General features: G+C 55.4%; 24 protein-coding genes. 19 read left to right on the plus strand and 5 right to left on the minus strand.

Annotation, left to right across the window (positions count from 1 at the left end; genetic code table 11):
• Positions 1-124 precede the first annotated feature (124 nt).
• Positions 125-886: a DeoR/GlpR family DNA-binding transcription regulator gene (locus tag ACSZO4_RS15980; protein WP_437890015.1), complete on the minus strand. Its 762-nt coding sequence runs from the start codon at positions 884-886 to the stop codon at positions 125-127.
• A 135-nt stretch (positions 887-1,021) separates the two neighbouring features.
• Here ACSZO4_RS15980 and ACSZO4_RS15985 point away from each other — a divergent pair, with 135 nt between their 5' ends.
• The 5 genes from ACSZO4_RS15985 to ACSZO4_RS16005 are packed head-to-tail and all read left to right on the plus strand — an operon-like array spanning position 1,022 to position 6,343.
• Positions 1,022-1,999: an ABC transporter substrate-binding protein gene (locus tag ACSZO4_RS15985; protein WP_437890016.1), complete on the plus strand. Its 978-nt coding sequence runs from the start codon at positions 1,022-1,024 to the stop codon at positions 1,997-1,999.
• A 3-nt stretch (positions 2,000-2,002) separates the two neighbouring features.
• Complete coding sequence (locus ACSZO4_RS15990) at positions 2,003-3,715, plus strand: ABC transporter permease (RefSeq protein ID WP_437890017.1); 1,713 nt, start codon at positions 2,003-2,005, stop codon at positions 3,713-3,715.
• Positions 3,703-4,731, plus strand: coding sequence for an ABC transporter ATP-binding protein (locus ACSZO4_RS15995; RefSeq protein WP_437890018.1), 1,029 nt, complete (start codon positions 3,703-3,705; stop codon positions 4,729-4,731). The genes ACSZO4_RS15990 and ACSZO4_RS15995 overlap by 13 nt, the downstream gene beginning before the upstream one ends.
• Entirely contained in the window at positions 4,728-5,783 is a 1,056-nt protein-coding gene (locus ACSZO4_RS16000) for an MBL fold metallo-hydrolase (RefSeq protein WP_437890019.1), read from the plus strand. The genes ACSZO4_RS15995 and ACSZO4_RS16000 overlap by 4 nt, the downstream gene beginning before the upstream one ends.
• Positions 5,783-6,343, plus strand: a complete 561-nt coding sequence (locus tag ACSZO4_RS16005) for a histidine phosphatase family protein (RefSeq protein WP_437890020.1) — start codon at positions 5,783-5,785, stop codon at positions 6,341-6,343. Before ACSZO4_RS16000 ends, ACSZO4_RS16005 begins: the two co-directional genes overlap by 1 nt.
• Here the strand turns inward: ACSZO4_RS16005 and ACSZO4_RS16010 are convergent.
• Positions 6,332-7,147, minus strand: a complete 816-nt coding sequence (locus tag ACSZO4_RS16010; protein ID WP_437890021.1) for a dienelactone hydrolase family protein — start codon at positions 7,145-7,147, stop codon at positions 6,332-6,334. The genes ACSZO4_RS16005 and ACSZO4_RS16010 overlap by 12 nt on opposite strands.
• 271 nt (positions 7,148-7,418) lie before the next feature.
• Between ACSZO4_RS16010 and udp the strand changes: the two genes are divergently transcribed.
• The 8 genes from udp (at position 7,419) to tatD (ending at position 13,792) form a co-directional block, all read left to right on the plus strand.
• Positions 7,419-8,180, plus strand: coding sequence for a uridine phosphorylase (udp, locus tag ACSZO4_RS16015; protein ID WP_437890022.1), 762 nt, complete (start codon positions 7,419-7,421; stop codon positions 8,178-8,180).
• A gap of 156 nt (positions 8,181-8,336) precedes the next feature.
• On the plus strand, positions 8,337-9,092 hold the full coding sequence (gene ubiE / locus ACSZO4_RS16020; protein WP_437890023.1) for a bifunctional demethylmenaquinone methyltransferase/2-methoxy-6-polyprenyl-1,4-benzoquinol methylase UbiE: 756 nt from the start codon (positions 8,337-8,339) through the stop codon (positions 9,090-9,092).
• An 11-nt stretch (positions 9,093-9,103) separates the two neighbouring features.
• Complete coding sequence (ubiJ, locus tag ACSZO4_RS16025; protein ID WP_437890024.1) at positions 9,104-9,709, plus strand: ubiquinone biosynthesis protein UbiJ; 606 nt, start codon at positions 9,104-9,106, stop codon at positions 9,707-9,709.
• On the plus strand, positions 9,706-11,346 hold the full coding sequence (gene ubiB, locus ACSZO4_RS16030) for a ubiquinone biosynthesis regulatory protein kinase UbiB (RefSeq protein ID WP_437890025.1): 1,641 nt from the start codon (positions 9,706-9,708) through the stop codon (positions 11,344-11,346). The genes ubiJ and ubiB overlap by 4 nt, the downstream gene beginning before the upstream one ends.
• An 81-nt stretch (positions 11,347-11,427) precedes the next feature.
• Entirely contained in the window at positions 11,428-11,682 is a 255-nt protein-coding gene (gene tatA, locus ACSZO4_RS16035) for a Sec-independent protein translocase subunit TatA (RefSeq protein ID WP_437890026.1), read from the plus strand.
• A gap of 3 nt (positions 11,683-11,685) precedes the next feature.
• Positions 11,686-12,201, plus strand: coding sequence for a Sec-independent protein translocase protein TatB (gene tatB / locus ACSZO4_RS16040; protein WP_437890027.1), 516 nt, complete (start codon positions 11,686-11,688; stop codon positions 12,199-12,201).
• A 2-nt stretch (positions 12,202-12,203) separates the two neighbouring features.
• Positions 12,204-12,965 carry a Sec-independent protein translocase subunit TatC gene (gene tatC / locus ACSZO4_RS16045; RefSeq protein ID WP_437890028.1) on the plus strand — a complete coding sequence of 254 codons (762 nt, stop codon included), beginning with the start codon at positions 12,204-12,206 and terminating at the stop codon, positions 12,963-12,965.
• A 41-nt stretch (positions 12,966-13,006) separates the two neighbouring features.
• Positions 13,007-13,792 carry a 3'-5' ssDNA/RNA exonuclease TatD gene (tatD, locus tag ACSZO4_RS16050; RefSeq protein WP_437890029.1) on the plus strand — a complete coding sequence of 262 codons (786 nt, stop codon included), beginning with the start codon at positions 13,007-13,009 and terminating at the stop codon, positions 13,790-13,792.
• On the opposite strand, the gene rfaH is transcribed toward tatD, so the two are convergent.
• A complete protein-coding gene (gene rfaH, locus ACSZO4_RS16055; protein WP_437890030.1) occupies positions 13,779-14,267 on the minus strand; it encodes a transcription/translation regulatory transformer protein RfaH in 489 nt (162 codons plus the stop codon). The two genes, tatD and rfaH, sit on opposite strands and share 14 nt — an antisense overlap.
• Before the next feature lie 170 nt (positions 14,268-14,437).
• On the opposite strand from rfaH, the gene ubiD reads away from it, so the two are divergent.
• Together ubiD and fre are read left to right on the plus strand one after the other, a co-directional pair.
• On the plus strand, positions 14,438-15,931 hold the full coding sequence (gene ubiD / locus ACSZO4_RS16060) for a 4-hydroxy-3-polyprenylbenzoate decarboxylase (RefSeq protein WP_437890037.1): 1,494 nt from the start codon (positions 14,438-14,440) through the stop codon (positions 15,929-15,931).
• Positions 15,932-15,991: 60 nt separating this feature from the next.
• Positions 15,992-16,693, plus strand: a complete 702-nt coding sequence (gene fre, locus ACSZO4_RS16065; protein ID WP_437890031.1) for an NAD(P)H-flavin reductase — start codon at positions 15,992-15,994, stop codon at positions 16,691-16,693.
• Positions 16,694-16,880: 187 nt separating this feature from the next.
• Here the strand turns inward: fre and fadA are convergent, their stop codons facing one another.
• A complete protein-coding gene (fadA, locus tag ACSZO4_RS16070) occupies positions 16,881-18,044 on the minus strand; it encodes an acetyl-CoA C-acyltransferase FadA (RefSeq protein ID WP_437890032.1) in 1,164 nt (387 codons plus the stop codon).
• Between the two features lie 9 nt (positions 18,045-18,053).
• On the minus strand, positions 18,054-20,243 hold the full coding sequence (fadB, locus tag ACSZO4_RS16075) for a fatty acid oxidation complex subunit alpha FadB (protein WP_437890033.1): 2,190 nt from the start codon (positions 20,241-20,243) through the stop codon (positions 18,054-18,056).
• A 190-nt stretch (positions 20,244-20,433) separates the two neighbouring features.
• Between fadB and pepQ the strand changes: the two genes are divergently transcribed.
• The 4 genes from pepQ to hemG are packed head-to-tail and all read left to right on the plus strand — an operon-like array spanning position 20,434 to position 24,421.
• Complete coding sequence (gene pepQ / locus ACSZO4_RS16080; RefSeq protein WP_437890038.1) at positions 20,434-21,765, plus strand: Xaa-Pro dipeptidase; 1,332 nt, start codon at positions 20,434-20,436, stop codon at positions 21,763-21,765.
• Positions 21,765-22,379 carry an IMPACT family protein gene (locus ACSZO4_RS16085; protein ID WP_437890034.1) on the plus strand — a complete coding sequence of 205 codons (615 nt, stop codon included), beginning with the start codon at positions 21,765-21,767 and terminating at the stop codon, positions 22,377-22,379. The genes pepQ and ACSZO4_RS16085 overlap by 1 nt, the downstream gene beginning before the upstream one ends.
• 46 nt (positions 22,380-22,425) lie before the next feature.
• Positions 22,426-23,877 (plus strand): Trk system potassium transporter TrkH, encoded by a 1,452-nt coding sequence (trkH, locus tag ACSZO4_RS16090; RefSeq protein ID WP_437890035.1) that lies wholly within the window; start codon positions 22,426-22,428, stop codon positions 23,875-23,877.
• A gap of 10 nt (positions 23,878-23,887) precedes the next feature.
• Positions 23,888-24,421: a menaquinone-dependent protoporphyrinogen IX dehydrogenase gene (gene hemG, locus ACSZO4_RS16095; protein WP_437890036.1), complete on the plus strand. Its 534-nt coding sequence runs from the start codon at positions 23,888-23,890 to the stop codon at positions 24,419-24,421.
• The last annotated feature ends 229 nt before the right edge of the window (positions 24,422-24,650 follow it).

A 24,650-nucleotide genomic window follows, 5' to 3' on the forward strand; every position in this document is an offset into this window, starting at 1 on the left:
TGAAAGTCTGATATTCATGATTTTAGCATGATCCTCTGACGGCATGAAATCAAGCAGTTTCAATGATCACGGGTATATATATAAAGTTGACGTTCTTTACGACCCGCAGAGATCACGAATTCGGTTATTCCTCCCGGCACAGCCACTGCGTCTGCCTTGATGCCAGTAAATCCCGCTGCTGATGGGTGGGAGCTCTGTCGCTGACCACGTAGTGAAAATCGCCGATATTGCCGTTGCAGCACATCGCCCGACGGCCAAATTTGGTGCTGTCCACCACCAGTACGTTGATTCTGGCACTGGCGATCAGCGCCTGGCGGGCCACCACTTCCTCGTCGTTGAAATCATACAACTCGCCCTGTTCACCAATACCGCCCACTGACACCACGCCGATGTCGACCCGATAGCGGTGAAAAAAAGCCAAAGCATCGCTACCGATCACATCGAGGTCGCGCTTGCGCACGCGTCCACCCGCCACCGTCAATTCGCATCCCGGCAGCTGACTCAGCGGCGTTGCGGCATGCAAATTGTTAGTGCATACCGCCAGCTGAGTGTCCACCGGCAGGGCGTGGGCAACCATCTCGACGGTGGTGCCGGTACCAAGAAAACAGCTTTCCACTTCGCTCAACAGCTGGACGACGCACCCGCCAATCCAGCGTTTTCCCTGCACGTTGATTATCTCGCGCTGCTGATAACCAATGTTTTCGCGTGCGAAAGGGGCGACCATCCCATGGCGGCGCAATAACAGGCCCTGGGCGGTGAGTTCACGCAGGTCGCTGCGCACGGTTTGCAGTGAAACGCCGAAGTAATGAGCCAACTGTTCAATACTGCTTTCGCCCTGTTCTGTCACCAGAGAGACAATTTCAATACGACGGGCTTCCGGGGTCATATTTGCATCCTGCTTAAGCCATTTTGACTCATGCTAGCCCGCGAATATGAAATTATTACTACGAAAAAACCAGGTCATAATTCTGTCAGATTCCCTTGTTTTAATCGTCACAACGAAAACCAAGGGGATGAAAACATGAGTAAAACACCTGCGCTGGCTGTGGTCTTTCTGGCAATGATGAGCGCATCGGCCTTCGCCAAATCTACCCTCACGCTCTATACCAGTCAGCCGAACGAAGATGCGCAAATGACGGTCAGTGCGTTTGAGCAGGCGCACCCGGATGTGGAAGTGAAATGGATCCGCGATGGCACCAGCAAACTGATTGCCCGCCTGCAAGCCGAAATCGCTGCGGGCGTCGCCAGCCCTGACGTGTTGCTGATTGCCGACAGCGTAACCATGGAATCCCTGAAACAGCAAAATCTGCTGGCGGCTTATCAGTCGCCGCAGGCCAGTCGCTACGATGCAAAATTGTACGACAAAGACGGCTACTACTACGGCACCAAGCTTATCACCACCGGTATTGCCTACCACAGTAAAGCTCCAGTGAAGCCGGATTCCTGGCAGGATCTGCTCAAGCCTGAGCTGAAAAACATGACCACGCTGCCCAGCCCACTTTATTCCGGTGCGGCGCAAATTCATCTGGCCACCCTGATGAACGACCCGCAGCTGGGCTGGCAGTATTACGAAAAGCTGAAAGAGAACGGGGCAATGCCGCAGAGCGGTAACGGCGGCGTGATGAGTGCCATCACCTCCGGCAACAAAGCCTACGGCGTACTGGTGGATTACATGGCGATCCGTGAAAAAGCCAAGGGTGCGCCGATTGAGTTCGTCTTCCCGAAAGAGGGCGTCAGCATCGTGACTGAGCCGGTGGCGATGATGAAGGAGGCCAAAAATGTTGAGGGCGCGAAAGCTTTTATCGACTTTGTTCTCTCCCCGGATGGCCAGCAACTGGTTCTGAAGCAGGGCTATCTGACGGCTGACCCAGGCCTGCCGGTGCCGCAGGGCTTCCCGGCGCGTGACAGCATTAAGCTGATGGCGTATGACCCGGCGAAGGCGCTGGCTGATGCCGAGGCAAACAAAAAACGATTTGCCGATCTCTTTGGAAGCCGTTAAGTCATGGCGGATATGACGTTGCGCCCGCCCGCCGCCAGCAGTCCGCCAAAAGGGCTGCTGTGGCTTTTACTTTGCTTTATCGCGCTGCTGAGCCTGCTTCCCAGCCTGCGACTGCTGCTCAGCGCACTGGTGGACTGGCGGCAGGGAAGTGACAGCAGCCTGTGGCGCGTACTGAGCAACCCCTCCACCTGGGTTGCCCTCTATAACAGCCTCTATACCAGTGGCGTGGGCACCCTGCTGTCGCTGGTGCTGGGCAGTCTGTTCGCTTTTTGCCTGGCCCTGACCAACATTCGCGGTAAGCAGATTTGGGTATTCCTGTTTATGCTGCCGATGATGATCCCCCCGCAGGTAACCGCCCTGAGCTGGTTGCAGCTGTTCGGGCCGAGCAGCATTCTGCTCAACAGCATAGGCTTAGCTCCGGCTTTTGGCAGCCCGAATCCGCTTTATTCGCCGGAGGGGATCGCGCTGTTACTCGGGATCCAGCATGCGCCGCTGGTTTTTCTCGCGCTGCGCACCCAGTTGCAGTGCCTGCCGAAAGAACAAATTGAAGCCGCCCGGCTGAACGGCGCCTCCCTGTGGCGGGTGTTTATCGATATTGTGCTGCCCCTGTGCCGCACCGCGCTGTGGGCGGGGGCAGCGATAGCCTTCGTCTCGGCGCTGGGGAACTTCGGTATTCCGGCTATGCTCGGCATTCCCATTTCGTATTTCGTCCTGCCGATTCAGATTTACCAGACGCTCTCCAGCTTTGGCCCGTCGATGCTTAACGATGTGGCAGCATTGTCGGTACTGATGGGAGTGCTGGCGATTGGCATCGTCACCTTGCAGGGCCGCATGCAGCGTCGGTATGCGCTGCCTTTAATTGGCATGGCGGGACGCCCGCTGAGCTTTGAGCTGGGAAGATGGCGACCGGCAACCGAGCTCCTGTTGAGCCTGGTGCTGTTTGCCATTCTGCTGGCGCCGCTGCTGGCATTGCTGGTCACCTCGCTGGTGCCGACGCTGGGGGTGCCGTTGAATATGGAGACCCTGACCTTTTCCGCCTGGCGTGCCATCTTTGACGATCAAAGCGCCACCTGGCGGGCATTGACCAACAGCTTTACCCTCTCTGTCAGCGCATCGCTGGCGCTGATGATTATCTGCCTGCCGCTGGCGTGGCTGCTGGTACGCTACCCCAGCCGACCTTTACGCTGGTTGTATCGGCTGATCGATATTCCCTACACCTTGCCAGGCGTGGTGCTGGCGATAGCCTTTATTCTGCTCTTCGCCCGTCCGTTGCCGCTGGTGAGCATCAGTCTGAGCGGGACGCTGACCCTTATTTTCCTCGCCTATCTCGCCCGTTTTCTGACGGTATGCCTGAAGCCGGTACACAGCAGCATGCTGCTGCTCGACCCGGCAATGGAAGAAGCCGCAAGCCTCGCTGGCGCGAATTTCTCTCAGCGCCTGCGCCATATTGTTCTGCCGCTGCTGGCGCCCGCTGCGTTTGCCGGCGCGCTGTTAGTCTTCCTGACGGCGGTGAACGAATTAACGGTATCGGCGCTGCTGTGGAGTGCGGGCAAAGAGACGATCGGCGTGGTGATTTTTAATCTGGATGAGAGTGGCAACAAGGTGCTGGCCTCGGCGATTTCCGTACTGGTGGTCGCGCTGGTGGCGGGCGTGATGCTGTTGCTTAGCCACTTCGGCAAGTATTTACCCAAAGGAGTGATTCCGTGGCAGAACTGAAACTGGAAGGGCTGTGCAAAGCATTTGGCAGCCAGTTCGTGGTACGGGACCTGGATTTGACCATCCCCGAAGGCGCGTTTACGGCCCTGCTGGGACCCAGCGGCTGCGGTAAAACCACGACGCTTCGGATCCTCGCCGGGCTGGAGCATCTCTCCTCGGGGCGTCTGTTGCTGGGAGAGAGGCTACTGGCCGATGCGCGGGTACATATGCCGCCGGAGACCCGGGATATGGGGATGGTTTTTCAGTCTTACGCGTTATGGCCGCATATGACGGTGGCGGAAAACGTCGGCTATCCGCTGAAACTGCGCAAAGTCCAGGGGGCCGCCCGCCAGAAGCAGGTGATGGAGGCTTTAGAGGTGGTGGAGCTGGCGGCCTATGCCGGGCGTTCGCCGCAGGAATTAAGCGGCGGGCAGCGTCAGCGGGTGGCGCTGGCCCGCTGTCTGGTGTCGGAGCCGCAGGTGGTGCTGCTGGATGAACCCCTGGCTAATCTCGACAGGCATTTGCGTGCCACCATGGAGCAGACGTTTCGCGATTTTCACCGTCGCACCGGTGCAACCTTTGTTTATGTTACCCATGACCAGGCCGAAGCGATGGCGCTGGCGAGCCACATCGCGGTGATGAACAACGGGGAACTGATGCAGTGGGGCGCACCGCAGACGCTGTATCAACACCCGGACAATGCCTGGGTGGCGGGGTTTATTGGCAAGGGGAATATTGTTTCGCTGGCGGGTCTTGCCGACGAGCAGGATCTTGACAGTATCCAGTTACACAATGGCCTGGCCTGCGGTCATAACGGACCGCGCCAGCAGGTGTTGATTCGCCCCGAGCATGTCCAGGTCACTGATAATGGTCTTGCTGCGACGGTGGAGAGCTGTATTTTCCAGGGGGAGCGCTATTTACTGGCGCTACGCTTGCAGGACGGGCAAACTCTGAGCGCTTTCCATCACTCACCGCTGCGTGAACAACAATGCACGGGCGTTCGCCTGTTACAGGGCTGGCGGCTGGAGGCGGCGTGACGGTAAGTATTGAGGTTATCAGCGGGCTGAACGGCAAAGCGCCGGCGGCGATCCTTATCGCCACGCCACAGCAGCGAATTTTACTCGATGCCGGAGGGGGGCTGGAGCCTGATGCGGATCTCTGGCCGGTACCGGAGAATCTCGATGCGGTGTTGTTGAGCCACGATCATGTGGATCATATTGCGGGCCTTGAGAGGCTGCCGCCGGGGCTGGCGGTGTACTGCACGAAAACCACGGCTCAGGCGTTACCGGCAGGCTATGACATTCGGCTTATTCCGGTGCGCGGGCAATTTCAACTTGCTGATATCACCGTTACCACCGGCAGCTGCGGGCATGCCCTGGGGGGCGTCTGGTTCCATCTCGCGATGGCGGGGGGCATTTTTTACAGCGGCGACATCAGCATGGAGTCCTCGTTGTTTCATTTTGCTATGCCGCCGCCTGCGCAGATAGCGCTGGTGGATGCTTCTTATGGTCTGTACGACGTCGCCCGGCACACGCAGTGGGATAAATTGCAGAGCCTGCTCTCTCTTCCCGGACTTTGTCCGGTGCCGCCTTCCGGACGTGCGGTGGAGCTGGCGTTATTGCTGGCGCGCAGCGGACGTTACGATATCGCCCTCGACGCGCCCTGTATGGCGATGCTTGAGCAAATGGCAGCGCACAACGACGGGAGCTTGCGCCCGGGTGTGGAGGCCGAACTGCGGCAATTGTTACAGGTTCTGCTACCCTTTTCTTTGCAAGCTGGCGTGGTGCTGGCAGCCGATCCTGATGGCCAGAGTGGTATGGCGGGAGAGCTGCGTGCCCGCAGTGATTTTCACCATCGCACGCTGTTTACCGGCCACCTGAACCGCGTGGCCCGGCAGCAGTGGCTGGACGGGGAGGTGGAATTTTGTCGCTGGAACGTGCACCCCACCCTGCGTTGCTTACAGAAACTGGTCGCCGCGCTGGCGTGCCGGCGACTGTTCCCGTTATTTACGCCGATCGATGATGTGTTGCACTGGCAACAAACGCTGGGGTGCGAAATTATGATGCAAAGCTATTTTGGAACAGATTAATGTCACTGATATGTAAGCCTTTTGTCTTTGTTCGCCACGGCGAAACGCCGTTAAATCGTGATAAGTTGATTGGAGGACGCACGGATGTGCCGCTAACGGAAGAGGGGGAAAGACAGGCGCTGGCCGCCGCCCCTTTACTTAGCACATGGAACTGGAGTGGTATTGCGGTCAGTTCATTGCAGCGCGCCCGCCGAACCCTCGAACTGGCCCTGCCGGGCGCACCTCATACGGTGGTTGATGGCCTGCGTGAACGTGACTGGGGTTTAATTGAAAATCGTCCCATCAGCGAACTCCCGCCTTATGAAAGCACCCCTCCCTGGGGGGAAAGCTGGGAAACCTTCAGCTCCAGGGTGACGGATTCACTCAATGGTCTGCTGGAACAGTACGAGATACCGCTTGTCGTGGCGCATTCCGGCGTCTTTCGCGTTATTCGCTACTACGCCAGCGGTACCCCCTACGGCGATCGGGTGGGGAATGTAGTGCCTATGTGGATCTCACCGGGCAAAACCGAAGAAGAGTGGCAGATAGTCCCGCTCACGGAATCCTTATTAGTTCGCTGATGTCGCACCGGTTCTGGCAAACCAGTCCAGCATGCGCTGCCAGCCATCTTTGGCTGATTCTTCGTGATAGCTGGGGCGATAGTCGGCATTGAACGCATGGCCGGCATCCGGATAAACAATAATCTCTGCGCGGGCATTGGCGGCACGCAATGCCTGACGCATGGTGTCGACAGTATCCAGAGGAATGCCGGTATCCCTTGCGCCATATAAACCGAGCACCGGCGCGCTGAGATCGACGGCAATATCCACCGGGTGTTTTGGTGAGTTCAGGGATTTTTGTCCTGACAGCTTTCCGTACCAGGCGACCGCGGCTTTTAATTGCGGATTATGCGCGGCATACAGCCAGGCAATTCGTCCTCCCCAGCAAAAACCAGTCGCCAGTAGTCGTTGCGCATCTCCCCCGTTACGCGCGGCCCAGTTGGCGACGTGATCGAGGTCGGCGAGCACCTGAGCGTCGGGGACTTTCATCACCAGGCCCTCATAAAGGGTCTGAATATCGGCATAATCATCAGGGCTGCCCTGACGAAAATAGAGCTCCGGGGCGACGGCAAGATAGCCTTCCAGGGCAAGGCGGCGACACAGGTCGCGAATGTGCTCATGGACCCCGAAAATTTCCTGAATCACCAGCACCACCGGCAGCGAACTGAGCGCATTTTTAGGCCGCGCATGGTATGCAGGCATGCTGTCGCCCTGGGTAGGGATGGTGGTTTCGCCAGCGATGATGGCATCTACAGGGGTGTGCAATGGGGTGGATGAGTGAGGTGAAGCCGCGGGAGCATAGCCCGGCAGTGTGTTTGTTGTCATAGCATTCTCCATACCTTTAATTGTCTGTACCCTGGATTCGCGCTTTAGTAACTATAGTCCCATCAAGGGCAAACCTTCCTGCCTGAAAAGAGCTATCTTTGGAGCAAGGTTGAATGCGGTAGTATGATAATGTGATGTTTATCACTATTTTATGGAAATGTTATGCAAACAAATATTATCGTGGCGATCTCCGTCACGAAAATAGTTGCGTCTCTTCTGTAAAGTACCTTTTTGCTTCTCCTGACTAAACCTGACCACCGAGGAGTTTTTTATGTCCAAGTCTGATGTTTTTCATCTCGGCCTCACCAAAAACGATTTACAAGGGGCTACCCTGGCTATCGTCCCTGGCGATCCGGAGCGTGTGGAAAAGATCGCCGCGCTGATGGATAAGCCGGTTAAGCTGGCATCCCATCGCGAGTTCACCTCCTGGCGTGCTGAGCTTGATGGCAAAGCGGTTATCGTCTGCTCCACCGGTATCGGTGGTCCGTCGACATCTATTGCCGTTGAAGAGCTGGCACAGCTTGGTATTCGTACTTTCCTGCGCGTGGGGACTACCGGCGCTATTCAGCCACATATCAACGTTGGCGATGTGCTGGTGACGACCGCCTCTGTTCGCCTCGATGGCGCCAGCCTGCATTTCGCGCCGATGGAATATCCAGCAGTGGCTGACTTTGAGTGCACCACCGCACTGGTGGCGGCGGCGAAAGAGGTGGGGGCAACCACCCATATCGGCGTAACCGCCTCTTCTGACACCTTCTATCCGGGTCAGGAACGTTATGACACCTTCTCTGGCCGCGTGGTTAACCGCTACAAAGGCTCAATGGAAGAGTGGCAGTCAATGGGCGTGATGAACTATGAAATGGAGTCCGCCACGCTGCTGACCATGTGTTCAAGCCAGGGATTGCGTGCGGGGATGGTGGCTGGCGTTATCGTTAACCGTACCCAGCAGGAGATTCCGAACGCCGAGACTATGAAGCAAACCGAAAGCCATGCGGTGAAAATCGTTGTGGAAGCGGCGCGCCGTCTGGTTTGATTCTGGCGCCATACAGAAAAGGCCGGCTTGCCCGGCCTTGATTCTTTTTGTTTCCATTTCCCCTCATACGATACATCTCGCTAAGGTTGAAACGTAGGGCAATTGCGCCCAATCTGTTACACTTCACGGACAATTTCTTCAATAGCAGGCACTAAGATGGCGGAAGATTCAAAAGAGACGACGCACTTTGGTTTTCAGACTGTCGCTAAAGATCAGAAAGCCGATATGGTGGCGCACGTTTTCCATTCTGTCGCTGCAAAATATGATGTCATGAATGATTTGATGTCTATGGGCATCCATCGTTTATGGAAACGCTTCACCATCGATTGCAGTGGCGTGCGTCGCGGGCAAAAAGTCCTCGACCTGGCGGGCGGTACCGGCGATCTGACGGCGAAATTCTCCCGTCTGGTGGGGGAAACGGGTCAGGTGGTGTTGGCGGATATCAACGACTCCATGCTGAAGATGGGACGCGAAAAGCTGCGTAATATCGGCATTATTGGCAATGTTGAATACGTGCAGGCCAACGCTGAAGCGCTGCCCTTCCCGGACAATACCTTTGATTGCATCACCATCTCCTTCGGTCTGCGTAACGTTACCGAAAAAGAGAAAGCGCTGCGCTCTATGTACCGGGTGCTCAAGCCTGGTGGACGCCTGCTGGTGCTGGAATTCTCTAAGCCGATCATCGAGCCGCTAAGTAAAGTCTACGACGCCTACTCTTTCCATGTGCTGCCGCGCATTGGTCAACTGGTTGCCAGTGATGCCGGGAGCTATCGCTATCTGGCGGAATCTATCCGTATGCATCCCGATCAGGAAACCCTGAAGGCGATGATGCAGGGCGCAGGTTTTGAAAACGTGGATTACTACAATCTGACCGCGGGTGTTGTTGCGCTGCATCGTGGCTATAAGTTCTGACGGGAGTTTATATGCCCTTTAAGCCCCTGGTGAATGCGGGGATTGAACAGCTGTTCAATGCCTTCATCTACCGTGAAAAAGCCTTAAAACCCGCCCGTCAGCGCCTGCATGGCAAAATCCTGCGTGTTGAGCTCAAAGAGTTCGCTTCACCGCTGGTGCTGGCTTTCAGCGAGCGCCAGGTCGACGTGCTCGGGGAATGGGAAGGTGAAGCCGACTGTAGGGTGGTCACCCGACTGCGGGTATTACCCACTTTGCGCGATCGTCAGCAGCTTACTGCGCTGATCCGCAGCGGCGACCTGGAAGTGCAGGGCGATATTCAGGTGGTACAAAACCTGGTCGCGCTGATGGATTTAGCGGAATTTGATGTCGCAGAACTGTTAGCCCCTTATACCGGCGATGTGGCGGCAGAAGGTATTGGTAAATCGCTCCGCATCGGCGCGAGCGTTGTACAGAATGGCTTTAAACGCCAGCAGCGCTATGTGGCGGAAGCCATCACCGAAGAGTGGCGTCTTGCGCCCGGCGCGCTGGAAGTCGCCTGGTTTGTTGAGGAAACCGCCGCCACCGAACGCGAAACCGATACCTTATTCAAACGACTGGAAAAACTGGAGGGCAAATGACGCCAGGAGAAATTCGGCGCCTCTATTTCATCGTCCAGACATTTTTGAGTTACGGCCTTGATGAGCTGATCCCCAAAATGCGCATCACGCTGCCTCTGCGGCTGTGGCGCAAGATGTTGTTCTGGATGCCAAACCGCCATAAAGATAAGGCCCTCGGCGAGCGTCTGCGTCTCGCCTTGCAGGAGCTTGGCCCGGTCTGGATCAAGTTCGGCCAGATGCTCTCCACCCGTCGTGACCTCTTTCCACCGCTGATCGCTGACCAACTGGCGATGTTGCAGGACCGGGTGGCTCCCTTTGATGGTCAACTGGCGAAACAGCAGATTGAAAAAGCCATGGGCGACCAGCCGGTCGAGGCATGGTTTGACGATTTCGAGATAGTACCGCTGGCATCGGCATCGATTGCCCAGGTGCACACGGCAAGGCTGAAAGAGAACGGCAAAGAGGTGGTCATCAAGGTGATCCGCCCGGACATTCTGCCGATCATTAAAGCGGACCTGAAACTGATTTATCGCCTGGCGGGCTGGGTACCACGCCTGCTGCCGGACGGACGTCGTTTGCGGCCCCAGGAAGTGGTGCGCGAGTATGAAAAAACGCTGATCGACGAGCTGGATTTGCTGCGCGAAGCGGCGAACGCCATCCAGCTGCGGCGTAACTTCGACAAGAGCCCAATGCTCTATATTCCGGAAGTCTATTCCGACTATTGCAGTCAGAATATGATGGTGATGGAGCGTATTTATGGCGTCCCGGTTTCAGACGTGGCGACGCTTGTGAAAAACGGCACCAATATGCAACTGCTCGCCGAGCGTGGTGTGCAGGTCTTCTTCACCCAGGTGTTCCGCGACAGCTTCTTCCATGCCGACATGCACCCTGGCAATATTTTCGTCAGCTTCGACCATCCGGAAGATCCGCAGTACATCGGGATTGATTGCGGGATAGTCGGCTCCCTGAATAAAGAAGATAAGCGCTATCTGGCGGAAAACTTCATCGCCTTTTTCAATCGTGATTATCGTAAGGTGGCTGAACTGCATGTGGATTCCGGCTGGGTGCCGCCGGATACCAATGTGGAAGAGTTCGAATTCGCCATTCGTACGGTGTGCGAGCCGATTTTTGAAAAGCCGCTGGCGGAAATCTCCTTTGGTCATGTGCTGCTGAATCTGTTTAACACCGCACGGCGATTCAATATGGAAGTGCAACCGCAGCTGGTTCTGTTACAGAAGACCCTGCTGTATGTTGAAGGTGTTGGGCGTCAGCTTTATCCGCAGCTGGATTTGTGGAAAACCGCGAAACCTTTCCTCGAAACATGGATCAAAGATCAGGTGGGTTTGCCTGCGCTGCTCAAAGCGGTAAAAGAGAAAGGACCTTTCTGGATCGAGAAAATGCCGGAACTGCCCGAGCTGATTTACAACAGTTTACGTCACGGCAAACAATTGCAGGTTAGTGTTGATAAAATCGCGACTGAGTTGCAATCAAACCATGTGCGGCAGGGACAATCCCGTTACTTATTTGGTATTGGCGCTACGTTATTACTGAGTGGCACATTATTACTGATTAACCGCCCGGAATGGGGACTTAATCCCGGTGGGTTAATGGTGGCGGGTGTGATTGCCTGGTTTGTCGGCTGGCGCAAAACGCGCTGATTTTCACATCGCCCTGGTCAGGCCCGGTAACGTATACTGGGGCCTGTTTTTTTCATCATCATCGCTTACAGAGGACTATGTATGGGTGGTATCAGTGTTTGGAATTTGGTGATCATCGCCGTTATTGTCGTGCTGCTGTTCGGAACGAAAAAGTTAGGTTCTATCGGTTCCGATCTGGGCGCATCGATCAAAGGCTTTAAAAAAGCCATGAGCGACGATGACAAGCAGGATAAAGACAAATCAGCTGAAGATGCGGATTTCACGGCTAAATCCCTTGCTGACAAGCCAGAAGACGGCAAAAAAGATGAAAAGCATCACGACAAAGAGCAGGTGTAACTCGTGTTTGATATTGGTTTCGGCGAGCTGTTATTAGTCTTCGTTATTGGCCTTGTGGTCCTCGGGCCACAGCGTTTGCCCGTTGCGGTACGCACCGTGGCAGGCTGGGTCAGGGCTCTGCGCTCTCTTGCCACAACGGTGCAAAATGAGCTGGCGCAGGAGCTGAAAATGCAAGAGTTTCAGGACAGCCTGAAGAAGGTGGAAAAGGCCAGCCTGGAAAACCTGACGCCTGAGCTTAAAGCCTCGATGGATGAGCTGCGCCAGGCGGCGGAGTCAATGAAACGTTCCTATACCGCAAACGATCCAGAAAAAGCGAGCGATGAGGCCCATACCATCCATAACCCGGTGGTAAAAGATAACGAAGCCCGGCATGAAGGCGCCACACCGTCAGCGGCTGAGCATCAGGCCAGCGCGCCTGAACAGGCTCCGGATTCGGTTGACGTGAATAAGACGATAACTCCGACGTCGGACGTTAAACCGGTTTTTGACACACCACCTACTTCAAGTGATAAATCCTGAACATGGCTGTTGATGATACCCAACCGCTTATCGCCCATCTTATTGAGCTGCGTAAGCGCCTGTTAAACTGCATCATTGCAGTTGTCGTGATTTTCCTGGCGTTGGTCTATTTCGCCAACGACATCTACCATCTGGTGTCTGCGCCGTTAATTAAACAACTGCCGCAGGGCGCGACCATGATTGCGACCGATGTCGCTTCGCCCTTTTTCACGCCGATTAAACTGACCTTTATGGTGTCGTTGATCCTGTCAGCGCCGGTCATTTTGTATCAGGTATGGGCGTTTATTGCCCCCGCTCTTTATCGCCATGAGCGCAAGCTGGTGGTGCCTCTGCTGGTTTCCAGCTCGTTGCTGTTTTATATCGGTATGGCGTTCGCCTATTTCGTGGTCTTCCCGTTGGCGTTTGGTTTTCTGGCCAATACGGCGCCGGAAGGGGTGTTGGTTTCCACGGATATCGCCAGCTATCTCAGCTTTGTGATGGCGCTATTTATGGCGTTTGGCGTCTCTTTTGAGGTGCCGGTCGCCATTGTGCTGCTGTGCTGGATGGGCGTAACCACACCGGAATCTCTGCGCCAGAAACGTCCGTATGTGCTGGTGGGGGCGTTTGTGGTCGGCATGTTGCTCACGCCGCCAGATGTCTTCTCCCAGACTCTGCTTGCTATCCCTATGTACTGTTTGTTCGAAGTCGGGGTCTTTTTCGCGCGTTTCTACACCGGTAAGGGGCGTCGCGCAGAAGAAGACGAAGAACAAACGACCGAAGAGTAAATCCAGCCGCCCGTCAGGGCGGTTGTTGTCTGGAGCGAAGCATGTTCGATATCGGTGTCAACCTTACCAGTTCCCAGTTTTCCCATGACCGTGATGACGTGATGATGCGCGCGCAGGCGGCGGGCGTGAGCGGCATGTTGCTCACCGGGACCAATCTTGTGGAGAGTCAGCAGGCGCAGCTTTTTGCGCGCCGCTACCCGCGCTGTTGGTCAACTGCGGGTGTCCATCCTCATGACAGCAGCAGCTGGACGCCGGAAACAGAACGCGAAATCCGTGCGCTCGCAGCACAGCCTGAAGTGGTGGCCATCGGCGAGTGCGGCCTCGATTTCAACCGCAATTTTTCCACGCCAGAGGATCAGGAAAGGGCTTTTGTGGCGCAACTGGCGCTGGCTGCGGAACTCTCTATGCCGGTATTTCTTCATTGCCGCGATGCGCATACACGCTTTCTCACCTTGCTTGACCCCTGGCTGGATAAACTGCCGGGGGCGGTGCTGCACTGTTTTACCGGCACCTTGAGCGAGGCGCAGGACTGCCTGGCGCGTGGAATGTATCTTGGGATTACGGGCTGGGTTTGCGATGAGCGACGTGGCCTTGAGCTACGCGAGGTGGTACCACATATCCCCGCCGGGCGTCTGTTTGTGGAAACCGATGCGCCTTATTTGTTGCCGCGTGATTTATCGCCGAAGCCCAAATCACGACGCAACGAACCCGCACATCTGGGGCATATACTCCAGTGTGTCGCCGGGTTGCGTGGTGATGACGTAGATTGGCTGGAAAACGTCATGGATAACAACGTGCAGACGTTGTTTGGGATCAGGCTTTCTTAAAGTCGGTGTTTTTAATGCTCTGCATCACCTGCTTATTGAGCAGATTGAGCAGCAGCATAGAGCGGGCTTCGCCATCCGGCTCTTTAAAAATGGCCTGCAATCCTTCCAGCGCCCCTTCCGTAATGATGACCTGATCGCCGGGATAGGGTGTTTCAGGATCGGTTACGCCTTCCGGTTGATAGAGCGAAAGCTGATGGACAACCGTTGCGGGAACCTGCGCTGGCTGCGAACCAAAGCGAACGAAGTGGCTGACGCCGCGTGTGGCATTGATGGTGGTGGTGTGAATCGTTTCTGGATCGAATTCGACAAAGAGATAATTCGGAAACAGGGGTTCACTCACCGTCGTGCGTTTACCGCGAACCATTTTTTCCAGTGCGATCATTGGCGTCAGGCAGTTTACCGCCTGGCGTTGGAGGTGTTCCTGGGCGCGCTGAAGCTGGCCACGTTTGCAGTAAAGTAGATACCAGGATTGCATAATGTTCTTTTCCGGAAGTTCGGAGCGCAAGAATATCAAATGCACGCTGCGATGGCTAAGTTGATTATACGTCTGGCTCGCATTAATCCTTGTTTTTCACCTCGATTTAACAAAATTACAGCAACGTGAAGATGAACACCGTATAATAAAGCGCTTATCAAGAGGCCAGTATAAACTCCATGAAATACCACGACCTACGCGATTTTCTGACGCTGCTTGAACAGCAGGGCGAACTCAAACGCATCACGTTGCCGGTCTCCCCGTATCTGGAGATGACGGAAATTGCCGACCGTACGCTTCGTGCAGGTGGTCCGGCATTGCTGTTTGAAAACCCGAAAGGGTTCAACATGCCGGTGCTATGCAACCTGTTTGGTACACCCCGCCGGGTGGCAATGGGGATGGGGCAGGAAGATGTCAGCGCGCTGCGCGAGGTGGGTAGATTACTGGCCTTTCTCAAAGAGCCTGAGCCGCCAAAAGGCTTTCGCGATCTTTACGACAAACTGCCGCAGTTTAAGCAGGTCCTCAATATGCCAACCCGCCGCCTGCGCGGTGCGTCCTGCCAGCAAAAAGTGGTGCAGGGCGATGACGTTGACCTGACCAAAATCCCGATTATGCAGTGCTGGCCTGACGATGCAGCACCGCTCATCACATGGGGTCTGACCGTGACCCGAGGGCCACATAAAGAGCGGCAGAATCTGGGCATTTATCGCCAGCAGTTGATTGGCAAAAATAAGCTGATTATGCGCTGGCTATCCCATCGTGGCGGCGCGCTGGATTTCCAGGAGTGGCGTGAAGCGCATCCTGGCGAACGTTTCCCGGTTTCCGTTGCTCTGGGCGCCGATCCGGCGACGATTCTCGCGGCGGTCACTCCGGTACCGGACACCTTGTCTGAATATGCCTTTGCCGGACTGCTGCGCGGCACTAAAACAGAAGTCGTCAAATGCGTCTCGAATGATTTAGAGGTGCCAGCCAGTGCGGAAATTGTACTGGAAGGTTATATTGAACCGGGAGAGATGGCGCCGGAAGGGCCCTATGGCGACCACACCGGTTACTATAATGAAATCGACAACTTCCCGGTCTTCACCGTTACGCACATCACGCAGCGTGAAGACGCGATTTATCATTCCACCTACACCGGTCGTCCACCGGATGAGCCAGCGGTGTTGGGCGTTGCGTTAAATGAAGTGTTTGTGCCGATTTTGCAAAAGCAGTTCCCGGAAATCGTCGATTTTTATCTGCCGCCGGAAGGTTGTTCATACCGCCTTGCTGTTGTCACCATGAAGAAACAGTACGCAGGCCACGCAAAACGCGTCATGATGGGTGTCTGGTCATTCTTACGCCAGTTTATGTACACCAAGTTCGTGATTGTCTGCGACGACGATATCAACGCACGCGACTGGAATGATGTGATTTGGGCTATCACCACCCGTATGGACCCGGCACGGGACACGGTGCTGATTGAAAACACGCCTATTGATTACCTGGATTTTGCCTCGCCGGTTTCCGGTCTTGGCTCGAAAATGGGGCTGGATGCCACCAACAAATGGCCCGGCGAAACCCAACGTGAATGGGGTCGCCCTATCAGAAAAGATCCCAAAGTGACGGCGCATATCGACGCCATTTGGGATGAACTGGCCATTTTTAGCGACGGCAAAGGTGCGTAGTGCGCCGCCGTTATTCGCCTGAGATTACGACAACAAGTATGAACCCGACAGAGGGAGCGCATGACAACCTTAAGCTGTAAAGTGACCTCGGTAGATGCCATCACCGATACCGTATATCGCGTCCGTTTAGTGCCGGAAGCCGCCTTCTCTTTTCGCGCTGGCCAGTACCTGATGGTCGTGATGGATGAACGAGATAAACGCCCCTTCTCAATGGCTTCCACGCCCGATCAACATGCGTTTATCGAGCTGCACATTGGTGCTTCTGAAATCAATCTGTATGCCATGGCGGTGATGGATCGCATCCTCAAAGACCGGGAAATCGTGATTGATATTCCACACGGCGATGCCTGGCTGCGCGACGATGAAGAGCGCCCGCTGGTATTGATTGCCGGAGGAACCGGTTTCTCCTATGCGCGCTCTATTCTGTTGACTGCGCTCGCGCAAAACCCCAATCGTGATATCACCATTTACTGGGGCGGGCGTGAAGAGAAGCACCTTTACGATCTGGCTGAGCTGGAAGCGTTGTCGGTGAATCACCCGAATCTGCGTGTGCAGGCCGTTGTCGAGCAGCCGGAAGAGAACTGGCGTGGCCGTACCGGTACGGTACTGACCGCGGTCTTACAGGATTTTGGTACTCTGGCGGAGCACGATATCTATATTGCCGGTCGTTTTGAGATGGCGAAAATTGCCCGCGACCTGTTCTGCAACGAGCGCGGCGCGCGTGAAGACCGCCTGTTCGGCGATGCGTTTGCGTTTATTTAAGGCGTAAAAAACCCGCCCCTGACGGGCGGGAAGACGACAACTAAACCTTTCCCCGTCATCATTCACGCTGCCTCTTTGTTGGCTGCCTTTGTTCACCCCGGTCACATAGTTATCTATGTTCCCGGGGATTTACTCAGTTGCCGCCGTGATGCAACGCGAATGATTTAGGGGAATATTCTCTCTTTGATCAAACCCGCTCGAACACCGTCGCGATCCCCTGACCTAATCCGATACACATGGTTGCCAGACCAAACTGGGCATCTTTGCGCTCCATCAGGTTGAGCAGGGTGGTGCTGATACGCGTCCCGGAACATCCCAACGGGTGACCGAGCGCGATCGCTCCGCCATTAAGGTTGATCTTCTGGTCTATTTGCTCCATCAGCCCCAGATCTTTAATGCACGGCAGGATCTGGGCGGCAAAGGCTTCATTCATTTCAAACAGATCGATATCGGCAACCGAGAGGCCGGCTTTTTTCAGCGCCAGTCTGGAGGCCGGAACCGGACCGTAGCCCATAATTGACGGATCGCAGCCGACCACCGCCATGGATCGCACGCGGGCGCGTGGTTGCAATCCAAGCTCCCGCGCCCGGCTTTCGCTCATCACCAGCATGGCCGATGCACCGTCGGAAAGGGCAGAAGAGGTCCCTGCGGTCACCGTGCCGTTCACCGGGTCAAACGCCGGTCGCAATGCGGACAGGGCTTCAACGGTGGTTTCCGGACGGATGACTTCATCATAGTTAAACTGTTTGAGCACCCCGTCTGCGTCGTGGCCGCCGGTCGGGATGATTTCATTTTTGAAGGCACCGGATTGTGTGGCAGCCCAGGCGCGAGCGTGAGATCGCGCGGCAAACGCATCCTGCATCTCGCGGCTGATGCCGTGCATACGGGAAAGCATCTCCGCCGTCAGCCCCATCATGCCTGCGGCTTTCGCAACGTTACGGCTCATGCCGGGGTGAAAATCGACGCCGTGGCTCATCGGCACATGGCCCATATGCTCCACGCCGCCGACCAGGCAAGCCTGGGCATCGCCCGTCATTATCATGCGTGCTGCATCGTGCAAGGCCTGCATCGATGAACCACATAACCGGTTAACCGTGGTGGCCGGAACCGAATGGGGGATTTCTGCCAGCAGGGCGGCGTTACGGGCAATATTAAAGCCCTGTTCCAGGGTCTGCTGTACGCAGCCCCAGTAAATATCGTCAAGTGCAACGGCATCCAGCGCGGGATTGCGCGCCAGCAGGCTACGCATCAAATGTGCGGAAAGATCTTCAGCCCGCACGTTGCGAAAAGCGCCGCCCTTTGAACGGCCCATCGGGGTGCGAATTGCATCGACAATGACAACCTGTTCCATTGTGACTCCTTAAGCCGTTTTCAGTTCGCCTGCCGGACGGGCAGGTTCAACCGCTGGATAATAGGGTTCGTTATGGCGCGCTTTTTCACGCAGTCCGGCCGGGAGTTCATACAACGGGCCGAGATGCTGGTACTGTTGCGCCATGTCGAGGTATTTCGCGCTGCCGAGGGTATCAAGCCAGCGGAATGCGCCGCCGTGGAACGGAGGGAAGCCAAGGCCATAGACCAGCGCCATATCGGCTTCTGCCGGGCTTGCGATAATGCCTTCTTCCAGGCAACGCACTACTTCATTGACCATCGGGATCATCATGCGGGCGATAATCTCATCGTCGCTGAAATCACGCTTCGGCTGGCTGATGTCCGCCAGCAACCCGTCCACTGCCGCATCTTCCTCTTTCTTCGGCTTGCCTTTGCTGTCTTCTTTGTAACGCCAGAAGCCGAGGCCATTCTTCTGCCCGAAGCGGCTGGCATCGAACAGAGCGTCAATGGCATCGCGATAATCTTTCTGCATCCGCTGTGGGAAACCTGCGGCCATCACCGCCTGGGCGTGGTGGGCGGTATCAATGCCAACCACATCCAGCAGATATGCCGGTCCCATTGGCCAGCCAAACTGTTTCTCCATCACTTTGTCGATTTTGCGGAAGTCCGCGCCGTCGCGCAGCAGCTGGCTGAAACCCGCAAAGTAAGGGAACAGCACGCGGTTGACGAAGAAGCCGGGGCAGTCGTTGACCACAATCGGCGTTTTGCCCATCTTGCTCGCCCAGGCCACTACTTTAGCAATCGTCTGGTCGGAGGTTTTCTCGCCACGGATCACTTCAACCAGCGGCATACGATGAACCGGGTTAAAGAAGTGCATCCCGCAGAAGTTTTCCGGGCGTTTAAGCACGCTGCCCAGCTCGCTAATGGGGATGGTCGAGGTGTTGGACGCCAGTACGGTATCCGCACGGACTTTGTCTTCGGTTTCCGCCAGCACGGCTTTTTTCACTTTCGGATTTTCCACAACCGCTTCGACAACCACGTCAACAGGCTCAAAACCGCTGTATTCAAGGGTCGGATGAATGGTTGAAATCACGCCAGCCAGCTTCAGACCGTCGATTTTTCCGCGTTCAAGCTGCTTATTCAGTAGCTTGGCCGCTTCGTTCATGCCAAGGGCCAGCGACTTATCGCTGATATCCTTCATGACGACCGGGACCCCTTTCCAGGCCGACTGGTAAGCAATGCCGCCGCCCATAATGCCCGCGCCCAGCACGGCAGCCTGCTTTGGCGTGTCGACATTCAGGGTCTGCTTCTTCGCTTTGCTTTTAACAAACTGGTCGTTGAGGAAAATGCCAACCAGGGCACGCGCCTCTTTACTGAGCGCCAGCGGCACAAAGCTTTGGTTTTCAAGCTTCAGGGCTTCGTCACGGCCCAGACCGGCGGCGGCTTCAATAGTTTTCACTGCGGTCATCGGGGCGGGATAATGTTTCCCGGCGGTTTGCGCCACCATGCCTTTGGCGATGGTAAAGCTCATCGCAGCTTCGATTTTGCTCAGGTGCAGCGGCTCCAGCTTCGGCTGGCGTTTGGCTCTCCAGTCGAGATCGCCATTTATTGCCTGACGCAGAATGGCGATGGCGCCCTCTTTTAACTTCTCAGCTTTCACAATGCCGTCGACCAGACCGATTTTCAGCGCCTCTTCGGCACCGACATCTTTACCGGCAGCAATGATCTCCAGCGCACTATCAGCACCCAGCAGGCGCGGCAGGCGCACCGAGCCGCCAAAGCCTGGCATGATCCCCAGTTTGGTTTCCGGCAGACCAATACGCAGATCTGGCGTTGCCAGGCGGTAATCTGTTGCCAGCACGCATTCACAACCGCCGCCCAGCGCGTAGCCGTTGACGGCAGAGATAGTAGGTACCGGCAAATCTTCCAGTCGGTTAAAGACGCTATTGGCGAAATGGAGCCAGTGGCTCAGTTGTTCCGCCGGGACCAGGAACAGGGAGAGGAACTCGGTGATATCGGCCCCGACAATAAATGCGGATTTTTCAGAACGCAGCAGCAGGGCTTTTAAATCGGTCTGCTTTTCCAGCACGTCCAGCGCTTCGCCGAGGCTTGCCACTGCTGCCGTATTGAGTTTGTTGACTGAGCCTGGGGCATCGAACATCAGTTCGGCAATGCCGTCTTCCAGCCAGTTGAGATGTAAGGTTTCGCCTTTGTAGAGCATGTCAGTCTCCTGAATCCCGCAAGATTAGCTGGTCATACCAGATGAGGCGAAGTGTGGATTTTATGTTAATAAATTGCAAATTTATCATTACATAATTGCAGGGCCGATCACGCTCAGTGGAAATCACCCTCTATGGGGAGGCTGTGCTAAGATGCGAAAACATGAGGTCAAAAAAACAGAAGGAACAATGATGGACTCACTGGCCGCGCTGTATAAAAATCATATTGTTACGTTACAGGAACGCACCCGCGACGTACTGGCCCGCTTTAAGCTTGATGCGCTGTTGATTCACTCCGGCGAACTGTTCAATGTCTTTCTCGACGATCATCCTTACCCGTTTAAAGTTAACCCGCAGTTTAAAGCCTGGGTGCCAGTGACACAGGTTCCAAATTGCTGGTTGCTGGTGGATGGCGTTAATAAACCGAAACTGTGGTTCTATCTGCCGGTCGATTACTGGCACAACGTGGAACCTCTGCCGACCACCTTCTGGACGGAAGAAGTTGAGGTTATCGCCTTGCCAAAAGCGGATGGGATAGCCAGCCAGTTGCCTGCGGCACGTAGCAATATCGGTTATATCGGCCCGGTACCTGAGCGCGCGCTGACGCTGGATATTGCCGCCAGCAACATCAACCCGAAAGGGGTGATTGATTACCTGCACTACTATCGGGCTTACAAAACCGATTACGAACTCGCCTGTATGCGTGAAGCGCAGAAAACGGCCGTTAACGGGCACCGTGCAGCGGAAGAAGCCTTCCGTTCCGGGATGAGCGAGTTCGATATCAACCTGGCTTACCTGACGGCAACCGGTCATCGCGACACTGATGTGCCTTACGGCAATATTGTGGCGCTGAATGAGCATGCTTCGGTGCTGCATTACACCAAACTCGATCACCGTGTGCCCGCGGAGTCGCGCAGCTTCCTGCTCGATGCCGGAGCGGAATACAACGGTTATGCCGCTGACCTGACCCGTACCTGGTCGGCCCACAGCGATAATGACTACGCGCATCTGGTCAAAGACGTGAATGAAGAGCAACTGGCGCTGATCGGCACTATGAAAGCGGGTGTTAACTATCTCGAGTATCACCTCCAGTTCCATCAGCGAATTGCCAGACTGCTGCGTAAGCATCAAATCATTACCGATATCAGTGAAGAGGCGATGGTAGAGAATGACCTGACCGGGCCGTTTATGCCTCACGGTATTGGTCATCCGCTTGGGCTGCAGGTACACGATGTTGGCGGATTTATGCAGGATGATAGTGGTACGCATCTGGCCGCGCCGGCGAAATACCCGTATCTGCGCTGCACCCGCGTGCTGCAACCGCGGATGGTGTTGACCATTGAGCCGGGGATCTACTTTATTGATTCTCTGCTGACGCCATGGCGTGAAGGGCAATTCAGTAAGCACTTCAACTGGCAGAAAATCGATGCGCTCAAACCCTTTGGCGGGATCCGTATTGAAGACAATGTGGTCGTTCACGAGAACAGCATTGAGAACATGACGCGGGATCTGAAACTGGCGTAATGGAAAGCTGGCCGATACCGGACGCGCCGGTCACCTTCACGGAAGAGATCAAAAAAAGCCGTTTTATCACGCTGCTGGCGCATACCGATGGCGTGGCAGCGGCGAAAGCTTTTGTGGAATCGGTGCGCCTGGCGCACCCGGATGCGCGGCATCATTGCGTGGCCTGGGTCGCCGGGCCGCCTGATGACTCGCAACAGCTGGGCTTCTCTGACGATGGTGAACCTGCCGGCACCGCCGGGAAACCGATGCTCGCTCAGTTGATGGGGAGCGGGGTCGGAGAAATTACCGCCGTGGTGGTGCGTTATTACGGCGGCGTATTACTGGGTACGGGTGGGCTGGTGAAAGCCTATGGCGGCGGTGTGAGCCAGGCGCTGGCTCAGCTTACGACAGTGCGCAAGACGCCATTAACCGAATATACTTTGCAGTGTGAATACGCACAGCTGACCGGTATTGAAACGCTGCTGACGCAGTTTTCCGGAAAAATTATTGCAAGTGACTATCAGGCTTCTGTTCAGCTTCGTGTGGCGCTGCCGCAGGCTGAACGCGCGGCATTTGCGATAAAACTCGCCGATTTCAGTCGCGGTGCGTTGCAATTACATAATATTGAAGAATAATCCCCACCTGGTTTTGCATACTTAAATACCTAAGGAAGCGGCAGAGATGCATTTTCGCGCCATAACCCGAATTGTTGGACTTCTGATCATTCTCTTTTCCGGGACGATGATCCTGCCTGGGCTGGTGGCGTTGATCTATCGTGATGGGGCGGGGCGAGCCTTTACCCAAACCTTCTTTGTCGCGCTGGCGATTGGCTCCATGTTGTGGTGGCCCAACCGCCGTGAGAAGAGTGAACTGAAATCCCGCGAAGGTTTTCTTATCGTCGTCCTCTTCTGGACCGTGCTGGGGAGCGTGGGGGCACTGCCGTTTATCTTTGCCGAAAGCCCAAACCTGACGATAACCGATGCCTTTTTTGAGTCCTTTTCCGGTTTAACCACCACCGGGGCGACAACGCTGGTCGGCCTTGATTCGCTACCTCACGCTATTCTTTTCTATCGTCAGATGCTGCAATGGTTCGGCGGGATGGGGATCATCGTGCTGGCGGTGGCCATTTTGCCTATTCTTGGCGTCGGCGGGATGCAGCTCTATCGCGCCGAAATGCCCGGACCGCTAAAAGATAACAAAATGCGTCCGCGTATTGCGGAGACGGCGAAAACCCTGTGGCTCATTTATGTCCTGCTGACTATCGCCTGTGCGCTGGCGCTGTGGTTTGCGGGGATGCCAGCGTTCGATGCCATCGGGCATAGCTTTTCGACAATCGCGATTGGCGGGTTCTCAACTCATGACGCCAGCGTAGGCTATTTCGACAGTCCAACCATTAACACCATTATTGCCATTTTCCTGCTGATTTCCGGCTGTAACTATGGCCTGCACTTCTCTTTATTGAGCGGGCGCAACCTCAAAGTGTACTGGCGGGATCCGGAATTCAGGATGTTTATCGGCGTTCAGCTAACGCTGGTGGTTATCTGCACTCTGGTGCTGTGGTTCCATAATGTCTATGAGTCTGCGGTAACCACCTTAAATCAGGCTTTCTTCCAGGTGGTTTCCATGGCGACCACGGCGGGATTTACCACCGACAGTATTGCGCGCTGGCCGCTCTTCCTGCCGGTGCTGCTGCTGTGCTCAGCATTTATTGGCGGCTGTGCAGGGTCAACGGGCGGTGGACTGAAGGTTATCCGTATTCTTTTACTCTTCAAGCAGGGCAACCGTGAGCTGAAACGTCTGGTGCATCCGAATGCGGTTTACAGCATTAAGTTGGGAAACCGCGCGCTGCCGGAACGTATTCTGGAAGCCGTATGGGGTTTCTTCTCTGCCTATGCGCTGGTGTTTATTGTCAGCATGCTGGCGATTATCGCCACCGGCGTGGATGACTTCTCCGCATTTGCTTCCGTCGTGGCAACCCTCAATAACCTGGGGCCCGGACTTGGCGTGGTGGCGGACAACTTCGCCAGCATGAACCCGGTGGCGAAATGGATCCTGATTGCCAATATGTTGTTTGGTCGTCTTGAGGTCTTTACCTTACTGGTACTCTTTACCCCAACCTTCTGGCGTGAATAAGGACGTATACGTGAAAACATTGATTCTGTTTTCCACACGCGATGGGCAGACTCACGAAATTGCCAACGCGATTGCCGCAGAGCTGAGCGAACTGGGCGTTGAGAGCGATGTTGTCGATCTCAATGATGCAGAAGACATTCAGTGGGAAGACTATCCGCGGGTAGTGATCGGGGCATCGATTCGCTACGGTCACTTCAGTCCGCTGCTGGATGCTTTTGTTAAACAGCACAGTGAGAAGCTAAACCGGCTGGCGAGTGCTTTCTTCTCCGTTAACCTTGTCGCCCGTAAGCCGGAAAAGAATACGCCAGAAACTAACAGCTATACGCAGAAGTTCCTGGCGCGCTCACCCTGGCAGCCGGATACCTGTGCGGTGTTTGCCGGTGCGCTGCGTTATCCGCGTTATCGCTGGTTTGACCGTCTGATGATCCAGCTGATTATGAAGATGACCGGAGGCGAAACCGATACGCGTAAAGAAGTGGTCTATACCGACTGGCAGCAAGTGGGCCAGTTTGCCCGGAAAATCGCTCAGTTAACCCGCAAATAGCCTCTTTAATAAACTTTACGAATGATTTTTGAGCGAACGATAATTTTTTTGAATTTTATACTTGTCAGCCCGGAATAACTCCCTATAATGCGCCTCCACTGACACGGAACAACGGCACACACGCCGCCGGGTCAGCGGGGTTCCACTGAGAGCCTCGCAGAGAAAAGCAAAAATAAATGCTTGACTCTGAGGCGGGAAAGCGTAATATGCACACCCCGCGCCGCAGCGA

Origin of the sequence: Phytobacter sp. V91 (assembly GCF_965644225.1) — a bacterium.
In the GTDB taxonomy this organism is placed as follows: Bacteria; Pseudomonadota; Gammaproteobacteria; order Enterobacterales; family Enterobacteriaceae; genus CBFFRJ01.

What these genes read in the sequence shown, in the direction of transcription:
- ubiJ (WP_437890024.1), top strand. Translation starts at nt 9,104, where the DNA reads ATGCCCTTTAAGCCCCTGGTGAATGCGGGGATTGAACAGCTGTTCAAT.
- udp (WP_437890022.1), top strand. Translation starts at nt 7,419, where the DNA reads ATGTCCAAGTCTGATGTTTTTCATCTCGGCCTCACCAAAAACGATTTA.
- ubiB (WP_437890025.1), top strand. Translation starts at nt 9,706, where the DNA reads ATGACGCCAGGAGAAATTCGGCGCCTCTATTTCATCGTCCAGACATTT.
- fadA (WP_437890032.1), bottom strand. Translation starts at nt 18,044, where the DNA reads ATGGAACAGGTTGTCATTGTCGATGCAATTCGCACCCCGATGGGCCGT.
- ACSZO4_RS15990 (WP_437890017.1), top strand. Translation starts at nt 2,003, where the DNA reads ATGGCGGATATGACGTTGCGCCCGCCCGCCGCCAGCAGTCCGCCAAAA.
- pepQ (WP_437890038.1), top strand. Translation starts at nt 20,434, where the DNA reads ATGGACTCACTGGCCGCGCTGTATAAAAATCATATTGTTACGTTACAG.
- ACSZO4_RS16010 (WP_437890021.1), bottom strand. Translation starts at nt 7,147, where the DNA reads ATGACAACAAACACACTGCCGGGCTATGCTCCCGCGGCTTCACCTCAC.
- ACSZO4_RS16005 (WP_437890020.1), top strand. Translation starts at nt 5,783, where the DNA reads ATGTCACTGATATGTAAGCCTTTTGTCTTTGTTCGCCACGGCGAAACG.
- ubiE (WP_437890023.1), top strand. Translation starts at nt 8,337, where the DNA reads ATGGCGGAAGATTCAAAAGAGACGACGCACTTTGGTTTTCAGACTGTC.
- fadB (WP_437890033.1), bottom strand. Translation starts at nt 20,243, where the DNA reads ATGCTCTACAAAGGCGAAACCTTACATCTCAACTGGCTGGAAGACGGC.
- ACSZO4_RS16085 (WP_437890034.1), top strand. Translation starts at nt 21,765, where the DNA reads ATGGAAAGCTGGCCGATACCGGACGCGCCGGTCACCTTCACGGAAGAG.
- tatC (WP_437890028.1), top strand. Translation starts at nt 12,204, where the DNA reads ATGGCTGTTGATGATACCCAACCGCTTATCGCCCATCTTATTGAGCTG.
- trkH (WP_437890035.1), top strand. Translation starts at nt 22,426, where the DNA reads ATGCATTTTCGCGCCATAACCCGAATTGTTGGACTTCTGATCATTCTC.
- tatA (WP_437890026.1), top strand. Translation starts at nt 11,428, where the DNA reads ATGGGTGGTATCAGTGTTTGGAATTTGGTGATCATCGCCGTTATTGTC.
- ACSZO4_RS15985 (WP_437890016.1), top strand. Translation starts at nt 1,022, where the DNA reads ATGAGTAAAACACCTGCGCTGGCTGTGGTCTTTCTGGCAATGATGAGC.
- ACSZO4_RS15980 (WP_437890015.1), bottom strand. Translation starts at nt 886, where the DNA reads ATGACCCCGGAAGCCCGTCGTATTGAAATTGTCTCTCTGGTGACAGAA.
- rfaH (WP_437890030.1), bottom strand. Translation starts at nt 14,267, where the DNA reads ATGCAATCCTGGTATCTACTTTACTGCAAACGTGGCCAGCTTCAGCGC.
- tatD (WP_437890029.1), top strand. Translation starts at nt 13,007, where the DNA reads ATGTTCGATATCGGTGTCAACCTTACCAGTTCCCAGTTTTCCCATGAC.
- fre (WP_437890031.1), top strand. Translation starts at nt 15,992, where the DNA reads ATGACAACCTTAAGCTGTAAAGTGACCTCGGTAGATGCCATCACCGAT.